Below are 20,275 nucleotides of genomic sequence, written 5' to 3'. Positions count from 1 at the left end.
CCCGGGTTGGCGGCGGGGGGGGGGGTGGTGGGCTTCTACCCGCGGGGGCCCACCCCACGCCGTACCTCCCGGGAGTTACCGGATCAGGGGGCATGGTGAAAGGCCCGGTCGGCGTCGGTGTCGCCGCGGTCGCGCTCACCCTGCTGGTCGTGCTGCCCAGGGCCGGGATCCCCGAGGGGCTGACATCCTGGTCGTGTCCCAAACGCGTTCGATCAGCGGGGGTCGCGGCTGCAGCACGACTTCCTCGGTCCGTGTCGAACTCACGCGTCAGCAGGCCCGTCTCGATGATGCGGCATGGACGGCGGCCGGTCCGGGGGCACGCGTCGACCGGTACGGCCATCGCGGCCGGGCGTGGGCGGTCGGCCCGGTGACGGCCGGTGGTGTGGGGGTCGCGGTATTGTGGCGCGGCCGGTTCGGCGGTCGCTGTGGGAGGGGAGAGGCGTGGCCGGGGAAGTGACGGTGGAGACGATCGACCTGGGGGACGGCACTACGGTGCGGGCCGAGGTGATCGGCGAGGTGGGCTTCGAAGCGGTCGGGGACGAGGACGGCTACGGCGACGTCGGGCTGCGGGAGCGGACCGCACGGGTCGGGTCGGCGGTGGCGCTGACGCTGGACCAGGTACGCGGCACCGTACAGGGCATCGGGCGCTGGGCCGAGGAGTCGATCGCCCAGGGGGCGGCCGGGTCGCCGGACTCGTTCGAGGTGGAGTTCGGGCTGAAGCTGGCGGTGAAGTCCGGGCAGCTGCTGGGGATCATCGCGGAGGCCGGCAGCGAGGCGGGGCTGACCGTCAAGCTGTCCTGGGACCTCGCGGCGCGGCGTGCGCGGGCGAGCACTCAGGGCGCTCAGGGCGCTGGGAGCACTGGGGGCGCTGAGGGCGCCGCGACCACCCCCGCTGCCGCGGAGTGACCGGCCGGCATCTCGATCGCGCCCGGTCCGAGGCGCTGCACCGGTGTGCGGTCCGGATCGAGTCGGTGCGGGGCTTCCGGGGCAGCGGGTTCCTGGTCGCCCCCGGCCTGGCGCTCACCTGTGCGCATGTCGTGCTGGACAAGGACGGGGTCGCGGACGGGCTGACGGTCCGCCACGAGTCCGGCGCGTACCCGGTCGCACCCGAGGCGGTCCGGGCGGAGCCCGTGTCCGCGGGGGCGGGCCCGTTCGAAGCGTTCCCCGATCTCGCGCTGCTCGGCGTTCCGGAGGCGGCGGCCGGACCCGGCCACCCGGTCGCGCCGCTGGCCGGCGGCGAGGCCGAGCCGGGGGCTTGGCTGACCGCGCTCGGCTTCTCCGAGACCACCCCCTCGCCGGGCGCCAACGCCGACACGGTCGCGCTCCAAGTGGTGGGCCGATCGGGGGAGTTCATCAGCGTCACCGGATTCGTGCAGCCCGGCTTCAGCGGCAGCATGCTGGTCGGACCGGACGGGCTGGTGCACGGCGTGCTGAAGGGCAGCCGCTCGTACAAGCAGGACCTGGGCGGCTGGTACGTCCCGCTGGCGGCGCTGCTCGCCTTCCTCGGCCCGGCGGTCGGGCCGGTGGCGAAGCAGTCATCGCCGGACGACGCCGAGTTGGTGACGGCGCTGATGGCCATCCCGTACACCGCGCGCGCCGACGGGCGGTTCGACCTGCTGGACCGGATGGGCGAACACCTCGGCCTGTCGCACTCCTTCGAAGTCGAGGAGCGTTCCGACCGACGGGACCACCTGTTCCGCATCGTGCGCCGCTGCCGCCACCACCGCGACGCCTCGGCGGCGCTGCGCGCGTTGTACGCGGCGCTGGCCGAACTCGCCCCGCACGACGGCGGGTTGGAACAGCTCCAGGCCGTGGTCGGGCGGGCGACCGGCGGCTGGGAGAACAGGTAGGGCGATGGGCGACGGGGGGGTGCACGACGCGTGGGGGCGCACGGCGGGGATGGGCCCGGCGGCCTGGTCGGAAGCGGCCGAGGGGCTGCTCTCCGAGAGCCTGCTCGGCTTCCAGAGGATATCCCGGCTGTCCTTCCGTCAGGACGTCCTGGAGGCGATGGGCCGCTCCGCGTCCTCACCCGGATTCGACGTGGACGTCGAGGAGTTCGGCAGCGCGCGCGAACACGTCTGGGAGATCGTCCGGCACATCCGCTGCGCCCGCGACCCGCGCGCCGTCCTCGGCTCGCTCTGCGCGGCGCTGCAGGACCAGGCGCCGTACGACGGCGCGCTGCCCTGGCTGGAACTGACCGCCCTCGGCCTGACCACCGACACCGCGCTGCCCGTCGACGCCCTGCTGCGCATCGTCCGGCTGCTGCGGGCGATGACCCCGCAGCCCGGGCCGGAGCAGTTGCTCTGCCACCTGCCGCAGGGCGTCACCGGCCTGGCCCTGCTCGGAGGGCGGGCGAGCGTCCCGGAGATCCTGCGGCGGCTGCTGGACCGGCGCGGCGCACCGGATGCCGGTCCCGTGCTCGCCTTCCTGGGCTCGCTCGCCGGCGACCCGGGACTGTCCCGGTCCCATCCCCAACTCGGTGAACTGGCCGTGCTGTTGGAGAGCCTCGGGCGTTCGTCCGAGAGTGCCCGCAGCGCCTCCGGCCGACTGATCGTCCAGATCCGGCTGGACCCGGAGACACCGGAGCACATCGAGAGGAGCCGCTACCTGCTGCGCGCCTCCTACTACCGCCAGCCCCTGGACGGCGGACGGTTCCGCCGGCTCAACGCCCTGCCCGTCACCGCCTCGCTGGCCAAGGACGACCTCATCGCCCAGGGCAGCGCCCGACTGGCCGACTGGTCCGCGCTGCTGGTCGAGATGCGCGCCGCCGCGCACGACCCGGTCCGGATCGAGTTCCTGCTCCCCGTCCCGCTGCTCGGCCACAGCGCCGAACTGTGGTCCCCGAGCCGCTACGGGCAGCGGCTCGGCCACCACCACCCGGTGGTGGTCCGCTCCCTGGAGCGCTACGCCGACCCCTGGGTGCCGACCACCGCCTGGCGCGAACGGTGGCAGCACCTGTTCGCCGAGACCATGGACCGCGACGCCGTCGACCGGATCGGCTGGCCGCCGCTCGTCCCCGAACGCGCCGCCGACCTGCCCGGCTGGCTCGACGACCAGCCCACCCTCGCCTGCCTGGGCCTCGACATCCCGTACGACGACCTCGACCCCCGGGTGCGCGACGCCGTCCTCGACGCCATCGTGGTCGGCGGCATACCCGCCATGGTCTGGCGCCGCAGCCCCGGCCCCCCGGCGGACCTGGTCGAGGCCCTGCGCGAGCACAGTCGGCGCTCGCTGGTGCAGCTGCCCGAGGCCGTCCACCGGCACCGCCGGAAGACCCGTGCCACGGACGGCCAGGACGGCATCACCCTGCTCTGGGACGACCCGGACTGCGTCGACCCGGACCAGGACGCCGGCTTCCCGGGGATGGTGTGAAACCGATGGAAACCCACGATGAGGCGGTAACGATGCCCGAGAACTGGTGGATCTACCGGGGCACCGGCGTGCCCCACGACGGCATCGCCGAGCTCCCGCCCGCCCCGGCCTGGCGCGCCTTCGGCGACTGGGTCGAGGACGACGGGCAACTGCCGCCGCCCCCGGCCGAGGACCCCACCGGCCTGACGGCCCGCCGCCTCGGCCGCGCCCGGCAGGCCACCGCCTACCAGGCCGACGAGCGCGAGATCCACCTCGTCAACCTGGCCCTGCACCTGCGGCGCCCACTGCTGATCACCGGCAAGCCCGGCGTCGGCAAGTCGACGCTCGCCTACGCGGTCGCCCATGAACTGGGCCTCGGCCCGGTGCTGCGCTGGCCGATCAGCAGCCGCTCCACGCTGCGCGACGGGCTCTACACCTACGACGCCATCGGCCGGCTCCACGAGGCGGGCCTGCACGCGCCGCAGGACGGCGAGCGGCGCCCGCCGGCGATCGGCAAGTTCCTGCGCCTCGGCCCGCTCGGCACCGCGCTGCTGCCATGGCGCACGCCCCGCGTCGTCCTCATCGACGAGATCGACAAGAGCGACATTGACCTGCCCAACGACCTGCTGAACGTCTTCGAGGAAGGCGAGTTCGAGATCCCCGAGCTCCAGCGCCTCGGACCGGGCCGCAGGAGGTCGCCATCGCCGACCCCGGCCGAACCGCCGTCGTCCGGGGCGGCCACGTGCGCTGTGCCCACTTCCCGCTGGTCGTCCTCACCAGCAACGGTGAACGGGAGTTCCCCTCGGCCCTGCTGCGCCGCTGCGTACGGCTGGAGATCCAGCCGCCCACCGAGGACCGGCTCGCCGCCATGGTCGCCGCCCACCTCGGCGCCGACGCATCGCCGGACGGCGCCCAGCGCGCCAGGCTCATCACCGAGTTCCTGCGCCGCCAGCGCGAGGAAGGCGCCGACCTCGCCAACGACCAACTGCTCAACGCCCTGCTCATGGCCGAGCGCGGGCTGTGGGACAGCGAACCCGGGCGCGGCGTCATCCACGACGTGCTGCTGCGCCCGCTCAACGAGAGCTGAGGCAGGGGCCGGTGGGGGAGATCGGGCAGAACGGTGAGTCGGCCAGGTCGGTGCTGCAGGAGGCGCTGGCCGCGCTCGTCGCGCCCGTGGACGGCGAACCGCAGCCGCAGGACCTGGCGGACGCCCTGTGGATCTCCCGGCTCGCCGGCCTCTCACCCGAGCCAGGTCCTGGAGCGCGGCCGCCGGCCGCCCCGCCACTGCCGCCCCCGCCCACGCCGCTCGACCCGCCGGAGCAGAACGTCCCCGACTCGTACGAGCCGAGGAAGCCCGCGCCGCCCCCACCTGCGCAGCCCGAGCCGAAGCTGGAACTGCATCCCCGCTGTACCCCCACCGGCGGCCCCGGGGGCATGGCCCGCAGCGCCGAAGTCGTCCAGGTCACCCGCCCCACCGCCCTGCCCGGCGCCCTGGCCATCGCCCGAGCCCTGCGGCCGCTGCGCCGACCGCTCGGCCACCACGCGGGCGGCGTGCCACAGCTCCACCTCGACGAGGAGGCCACGGCCGCCGCGACCGCCGAGGCAGGCGTGCTGCTGCCGGTCTGGAAGCGCACCCGCGCCAGGTACTCCGTCGACCTGCTCATCGACACCGGCGCCACCATGGCCGTCTGGCACGACCTCGCCGGGGAACTCGCCACCCTGCTGGAACGCCACGGCGCCTTCGAAGAGGTGCGCACCTGGTCCCTCGACACCGACGGGGACGTTCCGCGCCTGGCCCCCTTCCGACGCCGCCGCCGCGCGGCCGCACCGCCGCCCACCACCGGCCAGGCCGGCCCGGCCGGCCCGCCCGGACCATGGGCCCGCCCACTCGCCGACCCACACGGGCGGCGCATGCTGTTCGTCCTCACCGACGGCGTCGGACCGGCCTGGTACGGCGACGAACTGCCCGCCTTCCTCGCCCGGACCGCCGGCAACGGCCCGACCGCCGCCCTCCAGGTCCTGCCCCGACGGCTCTGGCACCGCACCGCACTGCGCCCCGCCCCCGTCGAGGGCCGGGCCGCCGCCCACGGCCGACCGGCCCCCGCCTTCCGCTCCGACGCCGCGCTCCCCGGCATCCCGCGCGGAGCGGCCGGAGCGGCCGCCCGGGCGGTGGTGCGGTGGCTGCCGGTGATGGAGATCGACGCGGACTGGCTGTCACCCTGGGCCGACCTCACCGCAGGGCGCGCCAGCGGCTGGACGCCCATGCTCGCGGCACCGCTCAGCGGAGTGCCCCGGCCACCGCGCCCGCGTCGCGCGGCGGGCGCGGAGCCGCGCACGGCGGCGGAGCGGGTCGGCGCATTCCGGGCCGGCAGCTCGCCGGAGGCCTACCGGCTCGCCTGTCACCTGGCGGCCGCGCCGCTGAGCCTGCCGGTGATGCGGCTGGTGCAACGGGCGACGGTGCCGGAGTCCGGTCAGCGGGAGCTGGCCGAGCTGTTCCTGTCGGGACTGCTGGAGGTCCGGGCGGGGGCCGTCGACCCGGACGAGGTGGTGTACGACTTCGGGGACGGCGTACGGGAGGAACTGCTCGGGGAACTGACCCGCAGCGAGTCGGTGCGGGTGCTGGAGCACGTGCTGGCCAAGGTGTCGGGGCGGGTCGCGGCGACCTTCGGCGGGACGCTCGACTTCCGGGCGCTGGCGGCGGGGGCGGGCGAGGCGGGGTCCCGACTGCCGGAACGCAGCCGCCCGTTCGCGGAGGTCGCGGCGGCGGTGCTCGCGGGGGCGGGCGGACAGCACGCGGCGATCGCACGGACGCTGGGCGGTACCGTGAGCCGGTCGGAGAGCCGGCGGGAGCTGCTCACGCCGGTGCCGCCGATCGTCAGCCCGCCGGACCCGCCGCGCATGATCGGGCGGGCGGTCGAACTCGAGCAGCTCACCCTGGAACTGCGCCAAACCGGCTACTCATATCCCAAGTTGGTGGTGATCGAAGCCAGCCCGGGCATGGGTAGGCGCCGCCTCGTCCAGGAGTACGTCCAGCGCTACGGTCCGCGCCACTCGTTCGTCCACTGGATCGATGGGCGGACCTCCGGGTCCCTGCAGGCCGGGTTGGACCGGCTCCGAGCCCTTCCCCTGAGCAAGCTCGGCCACGACCATCCGAACTGGGTGGTCATCGTCGACGGCCTGCGATCGCGGTCGGATCTTCGAACCCAAGGCAGTCTCCAGAGGTTCTTCGGCTTGGCCTACTCCGGGCCGGGCTCCCTGATCATCACCACCGACTCGGCTTCGGAGCTGGCCTTCCCCAGGGATGCTCCGGTCATCGCCCTCGGCTATCTCAGCGAAGCCGACCTGCGCGAGGAGATCCGCGCCCGGCTCGGGGACGACTACGCGCGGATCGAGGAGTCGGAGGAGCTCCAGCAGCTGATCGACCGGATGCCGAGGATCCCGGACGAGCTGGCGAGCTGGAACCTCGACGCGAAGCTCGCCATGCTGACGGCGTCGGCGCGGGAAGGCGCGTCGGACACCGTCCGCAGCTTCCCCCTGCCCTGCCGCGCGGTGGCCATGGCGGCGGTGCCGAACTCCGACGGCGAGAGCCGCCTCGCCGTCCTCGGCGTGGACAACAGGGTCTACCTCGTCGATCCGACGAACGGGCAGGAGATCACGCCCCCCCTGGACGTCGATGTTCCCTCCGACGTCGTCGCCATGGCCGCGTTCGGCGACTGGAACGTGCGCGCCAGCCTCTTCACGGCGCATGCCGACGGCGGACTCGAAACCCGGGTCTTCACGGTCGACGGCCGCAGCACGCACTACAGGGAACTCCCATTGCCGCCCGAGGCGATGGCCACCCACACGCATACGGACGGGCGGCAGTACGTCCTGATCGTCGATGCCCTGGGCCGTATGCAGCTGTGGGACCCGCAGCTCGAAGCTCCGGCGCACGACCTGCCGGGTGTGGGGCCCGGGACGATGACCTCGGTCCGGCACGCCGACGGCCCGTCGTTCCTGCTCGGAGTCGACCCGGACGGATCGATCCGGCGCTGGTCGACCGATTCCGCCGGAAGCGGCATCCGAACGGGCGAGCGCATCGACCCCGCCCGAGTGAAGACGATCGTCGGCCTCGCCGGAGACGAGAACCGTACCGTGGTCGCCACCATCGGCGAGCGCGACGACCACGTCCACGTCTGGGAGTTGTCAGGCTGCCGGATACAACCGCCTCCTCCGGCGGACCCGACGCTCAGGTTCACGCTGCTCGGGGAGGTGGGTGCCTGGCGCGGGGACGAGCCCGTCGGCATCGGGGCACCTGCGCAGGCGGCGGTGCTCGCCGTGCTGCTGAAACGCTGCGGCCGACCCGTGTCGGAGGGAGACCTGCTTCGGGAGTCGAAGGCCGAGGACGAGTTCTTCATCCAGAACTTCAATTGGCTGCGCGGCTGTGTCCGACGCCTGCGGGATGCCCTGAACGCGGCTCCGGCGGCCCCGGACGTGCTGGAGTCGCTGGACCTCGACGAGGCCTACGTGCTGAACGTCGACGTCGATCAGATCGACGTCACCCTCTTCGAACGCGCCCTGGAACGCGCCGAGTCGGCTCGGTCCGCCGGCGACCCGAGCGCCGTCCGGCAACATGTCGACGAGGCTCTCGCCCTCTGGAAGGGGACCCCGCTGCCGGGCCTGCCCGGGCTGTCCGCGACCGGGGAACGGACGCGCCTCAACGGTCTGTACGAACGCGCGCAGGAGCTGCGGCGCGAGGTCGTACAGACCGTCAACCCGCCCTCCGCTCCGGACCGGAACGGCCTGCGCTTCTCGCTGCTCGGTCCTCTGCGTGTGTGGCGGGACGGGGAACTTCTGGACCTCGGGGTACCTCAGCAGCGGGCCGTCCTTGGCACTCTCCTCCTGCACTCCCCGGGGCCGGTGTCCACCGCGAGCCTGGTCAACGCGGTCTGGGGTGATCAGCCACCTCCCCAACCGCTCGCGGAGCTGCGCACCTATGTGTCCCGCATTCGCACCGTCCTGGGAGACCGCTCCGAGCCGCGAGGTGCGGCCGTGACCCTTCAGTCGGCGAGTGACGGCTTCCAACTGCTCGTCGCCCCGGAAGCGGTGGACCTGTCCGTTTTCGAGGCGCGGCTCGCGGAAGCGCAAGCGGCGGAGGCCGCCGGCGACCTTCGTTTGGCGCACGACGTGCGGCGGGCGGCGCTGTCGCTGTGGGAGGGCCCGCTACTGGAGAGTATTCCGGGGGCGTACATCTCGTGGGAGCGCACGCGCCTGGCTGAGCGGCGGTTGACCGTCTTCGAGGACATGTACACCGCCGCGCTGGGCCTCGGTCGGCACGAGGAAATCGTGTACGAGCTCAGCCCGCTGGTCGCCGAGCATCCGACGCGCGAGCGGCTGGTCGCCCTTCTGATGCTGGCGCTCCACCGGTGTCGGCGCCGGACCGAAGCGCTCAATGCCTACGAGCAACTCCAGGAGCTGCTGTTCGACGATGTGGCCGTCGAGCCGAGCCCGGTCCTGCGGGTGCTCCGTCAGAGGATTCAGGCCGACGACCCCGAACTCCAGCAGCCGGGCGGGGTCGAGGGATCCCTGCTGGCCCCTGGCAAGCCGATCGCACCTTCCCTCGTGGACGCCCGCGAGCTCCCGCCCGGCTCCGCGCACCCCGAGCAGGGCCTTGCCATCGGCCTCGACGCGAACGAACTCTCCACGGTCTTCGTCGACTTCGACAGGAATCCGCTGTTCGTCGCGTTCGGCGACAGCGAGTCCGGGAAGACGGCGCTGCTCCGGCTGCTCGTCAAGCAGATCACCGAACGCTATGGCCCCGACCAAGTCGGCATCCTGGTCGGCGACCTCCGTCGCTCGCTGTTCGACGTGGTACCGGCCGACTACCTCGTCCACTACGCGCCCAGCACGTCGTCCCTGGCCACCCTGGTGGGGATCCTGCGCGTCGCCTGCTTCAGTCGGATGCGGGACAACCCGGAAGCCGCACCGCGCCGGCGCCGCGACAAGGACATCTTCCTGATCGTGGACGAGTACGAACTGGCCGCCGCTGATGAGGACTTGCTGCAGCCCCTGGTCGAGTACCTACCGCTCGCCCGGCAACTGGGCCTGCGGGTGATAGTCGCCCGCCGTACAGCGGGCGCCGGGCGGGCCCGTTCGGTCGGTTCGTTCCTGCGCACCCTGTGTGATCTGGGCCCGCACGGCGTGGTGCTCTCCGGCGACGTCGACGAGGGCCTCCTGCTGGGCACCGTCGAGCCGCAACCCCGGGCGCCGGGACGAGGCATGTACGTCACCCCGGGGCGGACCTACGGAAGGCCGATCCAGATCGGCTGGTTGCCACGCTCCTGATCGGAAGCCGACGTGCCCGAAAGGGTTTCAGCCCGGGCGCGTCGACTCCACAATGGGACGGTCGGGCACGAGAGTCGGGGGACCGCGTGGAGTGGCTGCTGGGGATCGGTGGAGCACTGCTGCTCGGGGTGGTGACCAACCTGGTGTACGACTTCGTGAAGTTCGGCGGGTCCCGGGTTCCGCTGGCGCGGGTGCGGCGGGGCAGTCTGACGGCGGCGGCGCGCGCGCATGACGTTGCGGCGGACGGGCTGGTGCCGCTGATCACCTGGTCGGGGGCGCGGCCGCTGATGCCGGGGACGCTGGTGACCGGGTACGAGGGGCGGCTGCAGCGCCCACATGTGCTGGATCGGACGGGCTGGGCCGACGAGGTGGCGCGGCAACGGGCGGGTGGGGCGGCGGGGCGTACGGCGTACATCGCACGGCTGACGGTCGACCACGGTGAGCACAGTGCGGCCCGGGTGTGCGAGGTGGGCATCGTCGAGAGCGACTACGCGGAGTGCATGGCCACCACCCGGCTTGGACGTGAGGACCCGGAGGCCGCCCGGCTGCTGCGGGAGGCGCTGGGGCAGGGCCTCACCGCGTTCGTCGCCGTCGCGCCGCCGACCATGGTGAGTGCCTGCGTGGCCGTGCGGGACCGGGCCGGGAGGCTGCTGCTGCTCCGGCGTTCTCTGGCCGTCAACACCTTTCCGGCGCAGTGGACGGTCGGGATCAACGAGACGATGAAGTACCGGGACGAGCCGGGGGCGGCCGAGGACTTCTACGCGCTGGTGCACCGGGCGCTGGAGGAGGAGTTGGGCCTGCTGCCGGAGGACGTCGGTTCGCCGGTGATCGGCTGGCTGGGCTGGAGCGAGCCGGCCTCCTGCTACACGCTGGTCGCCACCGTCCGGGCGCGGCTCGACGCCGCCGAGATCGACCGGCGGCGCGAGGCCTGCCACAGCACCTTCGAGCACGACATGGCGGTGTGGCTGCCGTTCACCCGCCGGGCGGTGTCGGCGCTGATCGAGGGCGGGGTGTGCCCGGACGGTTCGCGGCGATGGTCGTACCTGGCGCCGCTGGTGGCGCGGGAGGCCTGGCGGGCGGCGCAGCAGGGGCGTGCGTAGCGGCGTGCAGGGGGCGTCCTGGGCCTCGGCGGTCAGGGGCGGACGGCGAAGACCCAGCGGTTGGCCGCCAGGGCGTCGTCCGGTTCGGGGAGCGGGCCGCGGCCGTAGTGGCGGGTGAACTCGAAGGGGGTGTGGGCGGTGGTGGACCAGCCGCGGGCGGTGAGGTCGGCGAGGGTGTCGGGGCGGGGCTCGGCGTCGACGGGGGCGAGCAGGTCGACGCCGGTGCGTTCGCGGGTGGCGGTGTGGACGGGGGTGTCGCGTAGCGCTGCCGACTCCACGCCGATCTCGGTCTCGTAGGCCAAGGTGCTGCCGGAGCAACTGAGTTGGTCGACGGCGGCGAAGAGGTCGCGTTCGACGGCACCGGGCAGGTGGAGGAGCAGCCCCTCGGCGAGCCAGGCGGTCGGTTGGTCCGGGTGGAACCCGGCGGCGGTGAGGGCGGCGGCCCAGTCGGTGCGGAAGTCGGCTTCGACCGTCACCCGGTGCGGTGCCAGGGGCCGGTTGTCGAGGCCGTCGAGCACCCGTTGTTTGAAGGCCAGCACCCCGGGGCGGTCGACCTCGTAGAGGACGCAGTCGGGCGGCCAGTCCAGCCGGTACGCGCGGGCGTCCAGGCCGGCTCCGAGCAGGACCACCTGGCGGGCGCCGAGTTGGACGGCGCGCAGCAGTTGGTCGTCCAACGCCCGGGTCCGCAGGGCGAAGTAGCGGCCGAGCCGGCCCCAGAGCGGATCGGCGTCGCCGTCCGGGACGTCCCGGGGGTGGACGGGCCACCGCGCGGCGGCGGGGGCGGCACGGACGAAGTGCTCGGCGTACGTGTCCCGGGCGAGGGCGTCGGGGCGGTGGGTCTCGATCGCGCGGGCGGCGGCGACCAGGAGAGCGGTGAGTGCCACGCCCTCGTCCACGCCAGTGATCTTGTCTACGCCAACACCCATGGGCTGCTCCTCAGGTCTCGGGATGCCGTGTCCAGACGGCGAGTCGGTCGTGCGTGGTGACGCGGGCGCCGTAGACCCGGCGCATGAAGGCCAGGATCGCCTCGTCCGGCAGGTGCAGCGCCGCCGTGCAGTCCGTGAGCAGCGTGACGTGGAAGCCCTTCTGGAAGGCGGTCCGGGCGGTGCTGTCCACACAGACGTCCGCGAACACTCCGGCCAGCACGAGGTGTTGGACCCCGCCGCCGACGAGGTGCGCCTCGAAGCCCTCGCTCAGGAAGGCGTCGAAGCAGGCCGCCTTGGTGAACACCGCCTCCTCCGGTGCCGGGGTCACGGCGTGGAACTCGGCGCCCCAGCTGCCGTCCAGACATTTGGGCCGCTTGCCGAGCACGGCGTCGCGGTGGCGCCAACTCGCGCCCTGGTGGACCGGATCGCCGATGAAGCGGACGAAGACCACCTCGGTGCCGTGCGCCCGGGCGGCCTCGACGGCCCGGGCGGTGTTGGCGGCGACGGTGGCGAGCCGGGTCGGGTCGCCGGGGTAACGGGCGGCGGCCACCGGGCCGGCGCAGAAGTCGTTCTGCAGGTCGACGACGACCAGTGCGGTACGGCCGGTCGGGGCGTCCGTGGGGGCACTCATGCGCCAGGGCCCGGCAGCGCGCCGATCGGGGTGCGGTGCGGGGCGCGCTCGAAGGCGGTCGCGGGCTCCGCGCCCGTTCCCCGGCCGACCGCGCGGGCGACGACGGGTGTCACATGGCCTCCTCGATCCAGCTCGGCTCGGGTGTGGTCGGACCGGGCGTTCCGTACCCGATCGGTCTCCCACTATTGACCATGGTGGAGCGACGGGCGAGGCATGATCGCGGGGTTCACCTGATGGAGTGAAGTCGGTTCAGCGATACGGACGTTGGACGGGCGGGTCAGCGCGCCGCGAGCTGCCAGTCGGCCGGACCGGACGGCGGGAGGTGCTGGGGCAGGCCGGGCGTCCAGCGCTTCGTCCCGTCCGGCAGCACGGCCAGCGCCTCGATGGCCGGCCGCCGGGTGGCCCAGGCCAGCGCGCGTTCGGGGCCCATGGCGAAGGCGGCGGTGGCCCAGGCGTCGGTGCGGGCGATGCCGGTGCCCGGGGCGCCGACCAGGGTGAGCGAGGCGAGTCCGGTCGCGGGGCGGCCGGTGTGCGGGTCGAGGACGTGGGCGCCGCGCTCGGCGGTACCGGAGGTGGCCACCGCGAGGTCGCGGCCGCTCAGTACGGCGACGAGCCGGCCCGGGTCCGTGGAGTCCTGCCGGGGGTCGGCGATGCCGATCCGCCACGGACCGCCGGAGGTCTGCACGTCCCCGCCGCCGCTGACGCAGTACTGCCGGGCGCCGGACGCCCGTAGCAGCGCGGCCGCCTCCTCGACCGCCCAGCCCTTGACCCAGCCGCTGGGGTCGAGTCGCCCGCCGGGCTGCTCGGTGAAGTAGCCGTCGGTCTCGGCCGCCACCTCGCGGCAGGCGGCGAGCACTGTGCGGACCTCCGGATCGCAGTCCGCGAGGGCCAGTTCACCGCGCCCGAGCCGGCTGATCTGGCTCTCCGGCCGGTACGTCGAGAACACCGTGTCGATCCGGTGCAGCCGCTCGACGATCCGCCGCAGCGCCCCGGGCGTGTCCGGGCCCGGGTCGCGGACGGCGATCGAGAACACGGTGCCCATCACGGGCTCGGCGTGGCGCAGCACCGGGCCTCAGCTCTTCGCCCGGTCGAGCGCGCTCTGCAGCGAACGGACGTAGCCGTCGCTGGTGTAGGTCGCGCCGCTGACCACGTCGATCTGGGCGCTCTGCGCGGAGATCGCCTCCTGGTTGAGCACGGGCAGGGCATTGCTGTTGATCTCGCGGTCCCGGCGTTCCTCGTTCGGGTACTTGACCACGTCGACGGTGGTGATCCGGCTGCCGGCGAGCGTGACCTGCACCTGCACCGGGCCGTACCGGGTGTTCACGGTGTCGCCGCTGATCTTCCGGGTGGTGCCGCCGGAGGAGGCCGGCGCGGGCGCGGCCGAGGGGGCCGAGGAAGCGCCGGTGGACCCGGACGCGGACGCGGACCCGGACCCGGAGGTGGAGGCGGGACCGGAGTCGGATCCGGAGGAACCCGCCCCCGAACTGATCACCGGCGCGGGCCCGGCCGTCTGGTGCGGTTTGAGCGAGAGCAGCAGCACCACCCCGGCTGCGGTGGCGGCACTGGTGACGATGGCTCGACGCATGAGTGGAACAACTCCTCAGGAACGAACGTCAGCGGATTCAGAAGGCGGGACTCAGAAGGCGAAGGACTCGTGGTGGATGCGCCCCGGCCGCACGCCGGCGGCCCGCAGGGCGCGTACGGCCTCCTCGGTGAGAGCCTCGGGCCCGCACAGGTACACCTCGTGCTCGGCCAGGTCCGGGACGAGCCGGCCGAGCGCCGCCCCGAGGGCCCCGACCTGCTCCCGCGAGCCGAGCAACTCGTGCACCGCCGCGCCGCGCTGCCGGGCGACCTCGGCCAGCTCGGCCCGGAACAGCACGTCCTCCGCGCGCCGGGCCCGCTGGACCAGCGTGACCTGGCCCGGCAGCGTCTCGAACAGCGCCCGCAGCGGCGTGATCCCGACGCCGGCCCCGAGCAGCAGCACCTTGCGCTGCCGCTGCTGCCGCCCGGTGAACGCCCCGTACGGCCCCTCGGCCCGTACCCGGGTGCCCGGGCGCAGCCCGGCGACGGCCGCGCTGTGCCCGCCGAGGTCCTTGACCGTGAACCGCAGGAACTCCGGGTGCGGCGGCGCGGACAGCGAGTACGGGTTGGCGGCCCAGCGCAGCCCGGGCGCCTGGAACTGGAGCCGGAAGAACTGGCCCGGCTCGGCATGGAGTTCGTCCAGCCGTCGGCCGGACAGGAACAGCGATACCACGCCGGGGCCCTCCGGCCGTACCTCGGCGACCCGCAGCCCGTGCCGCCGGTCGAGCAGCCAGGGCCACAGCAGGCGGCACCAGCCGACCAGTGCCGCCGTCCCGAAGTAGAGCGCGTACCAGGCGGCCTGGCCGGGCCCGCCGCCCAGGTCGGCGCCGGTGGTCAGCTGGTGCGCGAAGGCCAGCGCCACCGCGAGGTAGGTCGCCAGGTGCAGGTAGTACCAGGTCTCGTAGGAGAGGCGGCGGCGCGCGGCCCGGGCGGAGACGGCGCCGGTGCCGAGCATCAGCAGGGTGCCGAAGGTGGCCTTGAGCATGTCGGGGTAGTGGAAGACGATCTCCACGCCCTCGTCGACCAGCCCGCGCCCGTCGGTGAGCGCGTAGCCCCAGACAACGGTCAGCAGGTGCACCGTGACCAGGGACACCAGCCACCGGCCGCCGAAGGCGTGCCAGCGGGCCAGCCGGTCGGCTCCGACCCCGCGCTCCACCGGCGGCAGCCGGGCCATCAGCAGGAGCAGCACCGGTGCCGCGTATCCGGCGAGCAGTCCGGTGATCCGCCCGGCGCCGGTCAGCCAGCCGGCCGCGCCGACCACCTCCGGCGTGTTCACCCACCACAGCCCGAGCACGCCGAGCGCCCCGGTGGCGATCAGGCCGAGCGCCGCGCGCGGCGGCAGGGCGAGCGGCGGGCGCGGCGCCGCCCGGTGGCGCGGGCCGGCGGCGCCCGGCCGGGACTTCGGCACGGTGGCAGTGGTCATCGGGGATCCTCCTCAGCTCCCGGCGGTGGCACGGCCCCGCCGAGGCGGTCCACGATGGCACCGCAAGCTCTGAGCCACCTCTGAACCGGAGCCGCTGCGACACCCGCCGATGGCACAATTGCTGCAGGTCAGAGTCGATAGGCAGGCCCACGAACCGATTCCGGTGATCTCACGGGTTTCTCATCGCGGCAGGCCAGAATGAACGTCGCCCCGTCGCCGACCCGAGGAGCCCCATGGACGACACCGCCACCGACCGCCCGGACTGGCGCGTCCTGGTCGTCGACGACGAACCGGACGTGGTCGAGGTGGTCTGCGGCGCCGTCCGCTACGAGGGCTGGCAGGCCCGGGGTGCGACCACCGGCACGGAGGCCGTGGCGGCGGCGGCCCGATGGCGTCCGCACGCCGTGGTGCTCGACATGATGCTGCCCGACCTGGACGGCCTGGAGGTGCTGCGCCGCGTCCACGCCGGGCAGCCCGAGGTGCGGGTGCTCTTCCTCACCGCACGGGACGCCGTCGAGGAGCGGATCGCGGGCATCGCGGCGGGCGGCGACGACTACGTGACCAAGCCGTTCAGCCTGGCCGAGGTGGTGGTCCGGCTGCGCGGGCTGCTGCGCCGCGCCGCCCCGCCCACCGGGCCGCGCCCGGTGCCCGCGCACGCGCTGGTGCTCGGCGACCTGGTGCTGGACGAGCGGGCCCGCGAGGTGACCCGGGGCGGCGAGACCGTCGAGCTCAGCCCGACCGAGTACGCGCTGCTCGCCTATCTGATGCACCACCCCCGGCAGGTGCTCAGCAAGGCGCAGATCCTGGATGCGGTGTGGTCGTACGACTTCGGCGGGCAGGCGCACATCGTGGAGCTGTACATCAGCTATCTGCGCAAGAAGCTGGACGCGGGCCGAAGCCCGATGATCCACACCGTGCGCGGCGCCGGCTACCTGATCAAGGCCGCTCCGTGAACCGCGCCGTGAACCGCGCCGCGAAGCGCGCCGTGAATGCGGCTCGGAAGCTCCTGCCGCGCACCCTGCGCGCCCGACTGATCGCCGGCCTGCTGGTGCTGCTGGTGGTCACCTGCGCCGCCGTCGGCCTGGCCACCGCGGCCGCCCTGCGCCATTTCCTGGTCGACCGCCTGGACCAGCAGCTCACCGAGGCCGGCGGCCGCTACGCCGCCAGCCTGGAGCACACCGGCACGGGCGCCGGCCCCGACACCCGGGCGCAGACCCCCGGCACCCTGGGCGTGCGGCTGCTGGACGGCCGGGTCACCGCCGCCGGTGTGGTCGACGGGGACGCCGACGACGCCGACAACCCCGACGACGAGGACGACCGGGTCGCCTTCTCGCCCGCCCAGCAGCACGCCCTGGCAGCCCTGCCGGTCGGCGGCCCGGCCGGCACCCTCGACCTCGGTCGGACGCTGGGCCGCTACCGGGTCCGCGCGGTGGCGGGTCGGGACGGCGACGTGCTGGTCAGCGGGCTGCCGCTGCGCCCGGCCGAGGACACCGTGGAACGGCTGGAGACCCTGGAGCTGACCGTCTTCGCGATCGCCGTCGCCGCGGCCGGCGCCGCCGGGGCGGTGTGGGTCGGCTGGTCGCTGCGCCCGCTTCGGCGGGTGGTGGGCATGGCCGAGCGGGTGAGCGCCCTGCCGCTGGCCAGCGGCGCGGTGATGCTGGCCGAGCGGGTGCCGGACGACGACCCGCGCACCGAGGTCGGCCGGGTCGGGGCGGCGCTCAACCGGATGCTCGGGCACGTCGGCGACGCCCTCGCCCGCCGGCACGCGGTGGAGGAGCGGCTGCGCGCCTTCGCCGCCGACGCCAGCCACGAGCTGCGCACCCCGGTGGCGACCGTGCGCGGCCACGCCGAGCTGGCGCTGCGCCACCCCGGGGACGTGCCCGCGCCGGTGCGGCACTCGCTGGAGCGGATCGACGCCGAGGCGCTGCGGATGGGCGCGATCGTCGAGGACCTGCTGCTGCTCGCCCGCCTGGACGCCGGGCGCCCGCTGGCCGAGGCGGAGGTGGACCTCACCCGGGTCGCGCTCAACGCCGTCGCCGACGCCCGGGCGGCCGGCCCCGGGCACCGCTGGCGCCTCGCCCTGCCCGAGGAACCGGTGCTGGTGTCCGGGGACGAGCACCGGCTGAGCCAGGTGGTGGCGAACCTGCTGGCCAACGCCCGTACCCACATCCCGCCCGGCACCGGGGTCGAGCTGAGCCTCGAACCGGCCGACGGACACGTCGAGTTGACCGTCACCGACGAGGGCCCGGGGATCGCCCCGGAGCTGCTGGACCGGGTCTTCGAACGCTTCGTCCGGGGCGACCGCGCCCGCTCGCGCGCCACCGGCTCGACCGGGCTCGGCCTGGCCATCGTCCACGCCGTCGTCCAGGCGCACGGCGGCACGGTGACGGTGGCGAGCCGGCCCGGCCGTACGTCGTTCACCGTCCGACTGCCGGGGGCGCGACCGGCGCGACCGGCGCGACCGGCGTGAGCGGCGCGACCGTACGGAAGCGCCGGCGGTACTCCGTCGGCGTGGTGCCCAGTCGGCGGCGGAAGGCGCGCACCAGGGTGTCCGTGGTGCCGAACCCGCAGGCGGTGGCGACGCGTTCGAGGGTGTCGTCGGTGGACTCCAGCCGGTGGCGGGCGAGTTCGACCCGGGCCGACTCGATGTGGGCGCTCGGGGTGGTGCCCAGCTCGGTCTTGAAGATCCGGATCAACTGCCGTTCGCTGACGTGCGCGTGGGCGGCGAGGTCCGGCACGGTGAGCCGCTCGGAGAGGTGACGCCGGATGTGGTGGCGCAGCTCCTCGATCCGCCGGGTGGCGGAGACCGGCTCCAGCGGGACGCTGAACTGGCTCTGGCCGCTGGGGCGTTTGAGGTACATCACGAGCTGCCGGGCGACCCGCAGGGCGAGTTCCTCGCCGAAGTCCTCGGCGACCGGTCCGTCACCCGGGCGCCCCTACGAGCCTGGCCGGGCCCCGAACCGCCCGCAAACGATTCGGTTCTCGCCGAACTGCCTTGCGGCCCGGGCGGTTCCGAGGCGACGATCAGCAGCGTGCTGCGAATCTTCTTCGGTAGGGACGACCTGGAACGCCTCCGGGTGGCCGCGCGTCCGGACATGTCGATGGAGCTGTCACTGAGCGTGCACGCCCTGGTCAGCGGGCACCGCGATCCGCGCTTCAAGCCCTGGCGGGACCGGCTGCGGTCCTCCTGGAACCCGCGCACCGCGCTGCTCTTCGACCTCTACACCCGCTCCGCGATCCCGGAGTTCCTCACCGTCCGCCGCGACCCCGGCGCGACCGAGAGCGCCACCGCCGAGGCGCCCGAGGAGCCGCTCCGCGAGCACCTGCGATCGGTCGGCGGGGAACGGCAGTTGAGCGCCTTCGCCCGAGGTGTGGCGGCGGGGGACCGACGGGCCAGGAAGCTGCTCGGCAACGTCACCGCCGAGTACCAGACCCGGGCGATCGACCCCTACCGGCGGCAGATCGAGACCATCGTCACCACCGAGCACGGCCTCCGCCGCAGGATCACCGAGCCGGACCGGGTGCTGCGCTCGCTGCACCCGGCGATCTCCTGGCGCAGCCCGGTGCTCACCCTCCCGCTGGTCGGCGGCTGCCGGCACGACCTGCGACTGGACGGTCGCGGACTGCTGCTCCAGCCCTGCGTGTTCGGCGTCCGCCGCCCGGTCATCGCCCGCTTCGAGGACCCGGGGCAGCAGCCCGTCCTCCTCTACCCCGCCAGGATCAACGGTCCCTTGCTCGCCGAAGCCGAACCCACCCCCAGCCGCACCCTCACCGCCCTGCTCGGCCAGACCCGGGCCGCCGCCCTGGAGGCGATCGTCGACCACGGCCCGTGCTCCACCAAGGACTTGGCCGCCCTACTCGGCATCTCCGCCGCCTCCGCGAGCGAACACGCCACCGTCCTCGCCGAATCCGGCCTCAGCGCCAAGGAGCGCGACGGCCGCACCGTCACCCACCGGCCCACCCCGCTCGCCCACGCCCTCCTGGCCGGTCGTCTCCCCGCGCCCCCGGCCGCTTCCTAGGGCCGCGCGGCCGTTCCGCACCCGCATCCGCACAGGTGCAGCCGGGCACGCGCTCACCCGCGTACGGTTCACCCGCACAGGTGGCCACCGCGCCGGGGCGCCGGCCTCAGACGTTCGCCGGCAGGTTCGGCGCGACCCGGGGCTGCCGGGGCAGCGGCAGCGTCAGCGCCTCCCGTGAGGTGGCCGGCAGCGCCAACGCCGAGGCGGTCTCGGCCGGGAGGGGGCGCAGGCCCAGGAGCGCGGTGGTCAGGCGCGTCGTGGCACGGTGCCAGTCGGGGATGCGCTGGAGCATCGCGTGGCCGCTGCCGGTGACGGTGTAGCCGCAGACGCGGGCGCCGGCGGCGCGGCTGCGGGCGGCGAAGGCGTAGGTGTCGGCGGGCGGGGTGACGGTGTCGCGGTCGCCGTGCAGCAGCAGGACGTCGCGGCCGGCCAGGTGCTCGCAGGGGTCCTCGGCCGGGCACCAGGGGGCGAGGGCGACCAGGCCGGTGACGGAGGGGTGGCCGCCGGCCCGCAGGACGGCGCGGCCGCCCATGGAGTGGCCGATCAGGACGGTCGGCACCGGGCCGAGCAGCGCGGCCGCCTCGTCGAGGGCGGCCAGGGCGTCCCGGGCGGCGTCGGCGCGTTCGCCGTTCCAGCCGCGGTGGCGGTAGCGGACGGTGCCGACGGCGATCCCGGCGCCCGCGGTGTCCCGGCCCAGCGAGCGCAGGAAGCCGCGCATCCGCAGCAGCGGCAGGTTGAGGCGGCCCGGCCGGGAGAGGTTGTGCTCCTCGCCCCCGTGCAGGACGAGGACGGCGGCCCGGGCCCCGGAAGGCCGCACCCGCCATTGCAGCACCCGGTGCGCGGCCGCACGGCTGTCCGTACCGCTGTCCGTACCGCTTCCGATCACCTGCGCACCCTCCCGATCCTCCGGACCGCCACTG

Annotated in this window: 14 protein-coding genes and 2 pseudogenes; 9 read left to right on the top strand and 7 right to left on the bottom strand. The window is 74.2% G+C overall.

Annotated features, from left to right (window positions below):
* Positions 1–441 precede the first annotated feature (441 nt).
* The 6 genes and pseudogenes from ACFVWU_RS09975 to ACFVWU_RS09950 all read left to right on the top strand — a co-directional run bounded on the left by ACFVWU_RS09975 (position 442) and on the right by ACFVWU_RS09950 (position 10,775).
* Positions 442–906, top strand: a complete 465-nt coding sequence (locus tag ACFVWU_RS09975) for a CU044_2847 family protein (protein ID WP_387617648.1) — start codon at positions 442–444, stop codon at positions 904–906.
* Positions 903–1,850, top strand: a complete 948-nt coding sequence (locus tag ACFVWU_RS09970) for a trypsin-like peptidase domain-containing protein (RefSeq protein ID WP_387617646.1) — start codon at positions 903–905, stop codon at positions 1,848–1,850. Before ACFVWU_RS09975 ends, ACFVWU_RS09970 begins: the two co-directional genes overlap by 4 nt.
* 4 nt (positions 1,851–1,854) lie before the next feature.
* Positions 1,855–3,372: a hypothetical protein gene (locus ACFVWU_RS09965; RefSeq protein ID WP_387617644.1), complete on the top strand. Its 1,518-nt coding sequence runs from the start codon at positions 1,855–1,857 to the stop codon at positions 3,370–3,372.
* Positions 3,373–3,404: 32 nt separating this feature from the next.
* A pseudogene (locus tag ACFVWU_RS09960) lies at positions 3,405–4,438 on the top strand (AAA family ATPase).
* An 11-nt stretch (positions 4,439–4,449) separates the two neighbouring features.
* On the top strand, positions 4,450–9,675 hold the full coding sequence (locus ACFVWU_RS09955) for an SAV_2336 N-terminal domain-related protein (protein ID WP_387617642.1): 5,226 nt from the start codon (positions 4,450–4,452) through the stop codon (positions 9,673–9,675).
* 86 nt (positions 9,676–9,761) lie between these two features.
* On the top strand, positions 9,762–10,775 hold the full coding sequence (locus tag ACFVWU_RS09950; RefSeq protein ID WP_387617640.1) for an NUDIX domain-containing protein: 1,014 nt from the start codon (positions 9,762–9,764) through the stop codon (positions 10,773–10,775).
* A 32-nt stretch (positions 10,776–10,807) separates the two neighbouring features.
* Here the strand turns inward: ACFVWU_RS09950 and ACFVWU_RS09945 are convergent, their stop codons facing one another.
* The 5 genes from ACFVWU_RS09945 to ACFVWU_RS09925 all read right to left on the bottom strand — a co-directional run bounded on the left by ACFVWU_RS09945 (position 10,808) and on the right by ACFVWU_RS09925 (position 15,336).
* Positions 10,808–11,701: an SAM-dependent methyltransferase gene (locus ACFVWU_RS09945; RefSeq protein WP_387617638.1), complete on the bottom strand. Its 894-nt coding sequence runs from the start codon at positions 11,699–11,701 to the stop codon at positions 10,808–10,810.
* A 10-nt stretch (positions 11,702–11,711) separates the two neighbouring features.
* Positions 11,712–12,332, bottom strand: a complete 621-nt coding sequence (locus ACFVWU_RS09940; protein WP_387617636.1) for a cysteine hydrolase family protein — start codon at positions 12,330–12,332, stop codon at positions 11,712–11,714.
* A gap of 277 nt (positions 12,333–12,609) precedes the next feature.
* Entirely contained in the window at positions 12,610–13,374 is a 765-nt protein-coding gene (locus ACFVWU_RS09935) for an FAD:protein FMN transferase (RefSeq protein ID WP_387617675.1), read from the bottom strand.
* Positions 13,375–13,404: 30 nt separating this feature from the next.
* A complete protein-coding gene (locus ACFVWU_RS09930) occupies positions 13,405–13,917 on the bottom strand; it encodes an FMN-binding protein (protein ID WP_387617634.1) in 513 nt (170 codons plus the stop codon).
* A 51-nt stretch (positions 13,918–13,968) separates the two neighbouring features.
* Positions 13,969–15,336: a ferric reductase-like transmembrane domain-containing protein gene (locus ACFVWU_RS09925; protein ID WP_387617632.1), complete on the bottom strand. Its 1,368-nt coding sequence runs from the start codon at positions 15,334–15,336 to the stop codon at positions 13,969–13,971.
* 233 nt (positions 15,337–15,569) lie between these two features.
* On the opposite strand from ACFVWU_RS09925, the gene ACFVWU_RS09920 reads away from it, so the two are divergent.
* Positions 15,570–16,289 (top strand): response regulator transcription factor, encoded by a 720-nt coding sequence (locus ACFVWU_RS09920; RefSeq protein ID WP_387617630.1) that lies wholly within the window; start codon positions 15,570–15,572, stop codon positions 16,287–16,289.
* Entirely contained in the window at positions 16,286–17,806 is a 1,521-nt protein-coding gene (locus ACFVWU_RS09915) for a sensor histidine kinase (RefSeq protein ID WP_387617628.1), read from the top strand. The genes ACFVWU_RS09920 and ACFVWU_RS09915 overlap by 4 nt, the downstream gene beginning before the upstream one ends.
* Here ACFVWU_RS09915 and ACFVWU_RS09910 read toward each other — a convergent pair.
* Positions 17,754–18,251: pseudogene (locus tag ACFVWU_RS09910) on the bottom strand (GlxA family transcriptional regulator); the annotation flags it as partial. The gene ACFVWU_RS09915 and the pseudogene ACFVWU_RS09910 overlap by 53 nt on opposite strands.
* Before the next feature lie 117 nt (positions 18,252–18,368).
* Here ACFVWU_RS09910 and ACFVWU_RS09905 point away from each other — a divergent pair.
* Positions 18,369–19,355 (top strand): ArsR/SmtB family transcription factor, encoded by a 987-nt coding sequence (locus tag ACFVWU_RS09905; RefSeq protein WP_387617626.1) that lies wholly within the window; start codon positions 18,369–18,371, stop codon positions 19,353–19,355.
* Between the two features lie 106 nt (positions 19,356–19,461).
* Here the strand turns inward: ACFVWU_RS09905 and ACFVWU_RS09900 are convergent, their stop codons facing one another.
* Positions 19,462–20,241, bottom strand: coding sequence for an alpha/beta hydrolase (locus ACFVWU_RS09900; protein ID WP_387617624.1), 780 nt, complete (start codon positions 20,239–20,241; stop codon positions 19,462–19,464).
* Between the last annotated feature and the right edge of the window lie 34 nt (positions 20,242–20,275).

It is taken from the genome of Kitasatospora sp. NPDC058190, from assembly GCF_042883685.1.
GTDB lineage: Bacteria > Actinomycetota > Actinomycetes > Streptomycetales > Streptomycetaceae > Kitasatospora.
The sequence above is the reverse complement of the archived record's forward strand: the minus strand, read 5'-3'. Positions and strand labels throughout refer to the sequence as shown.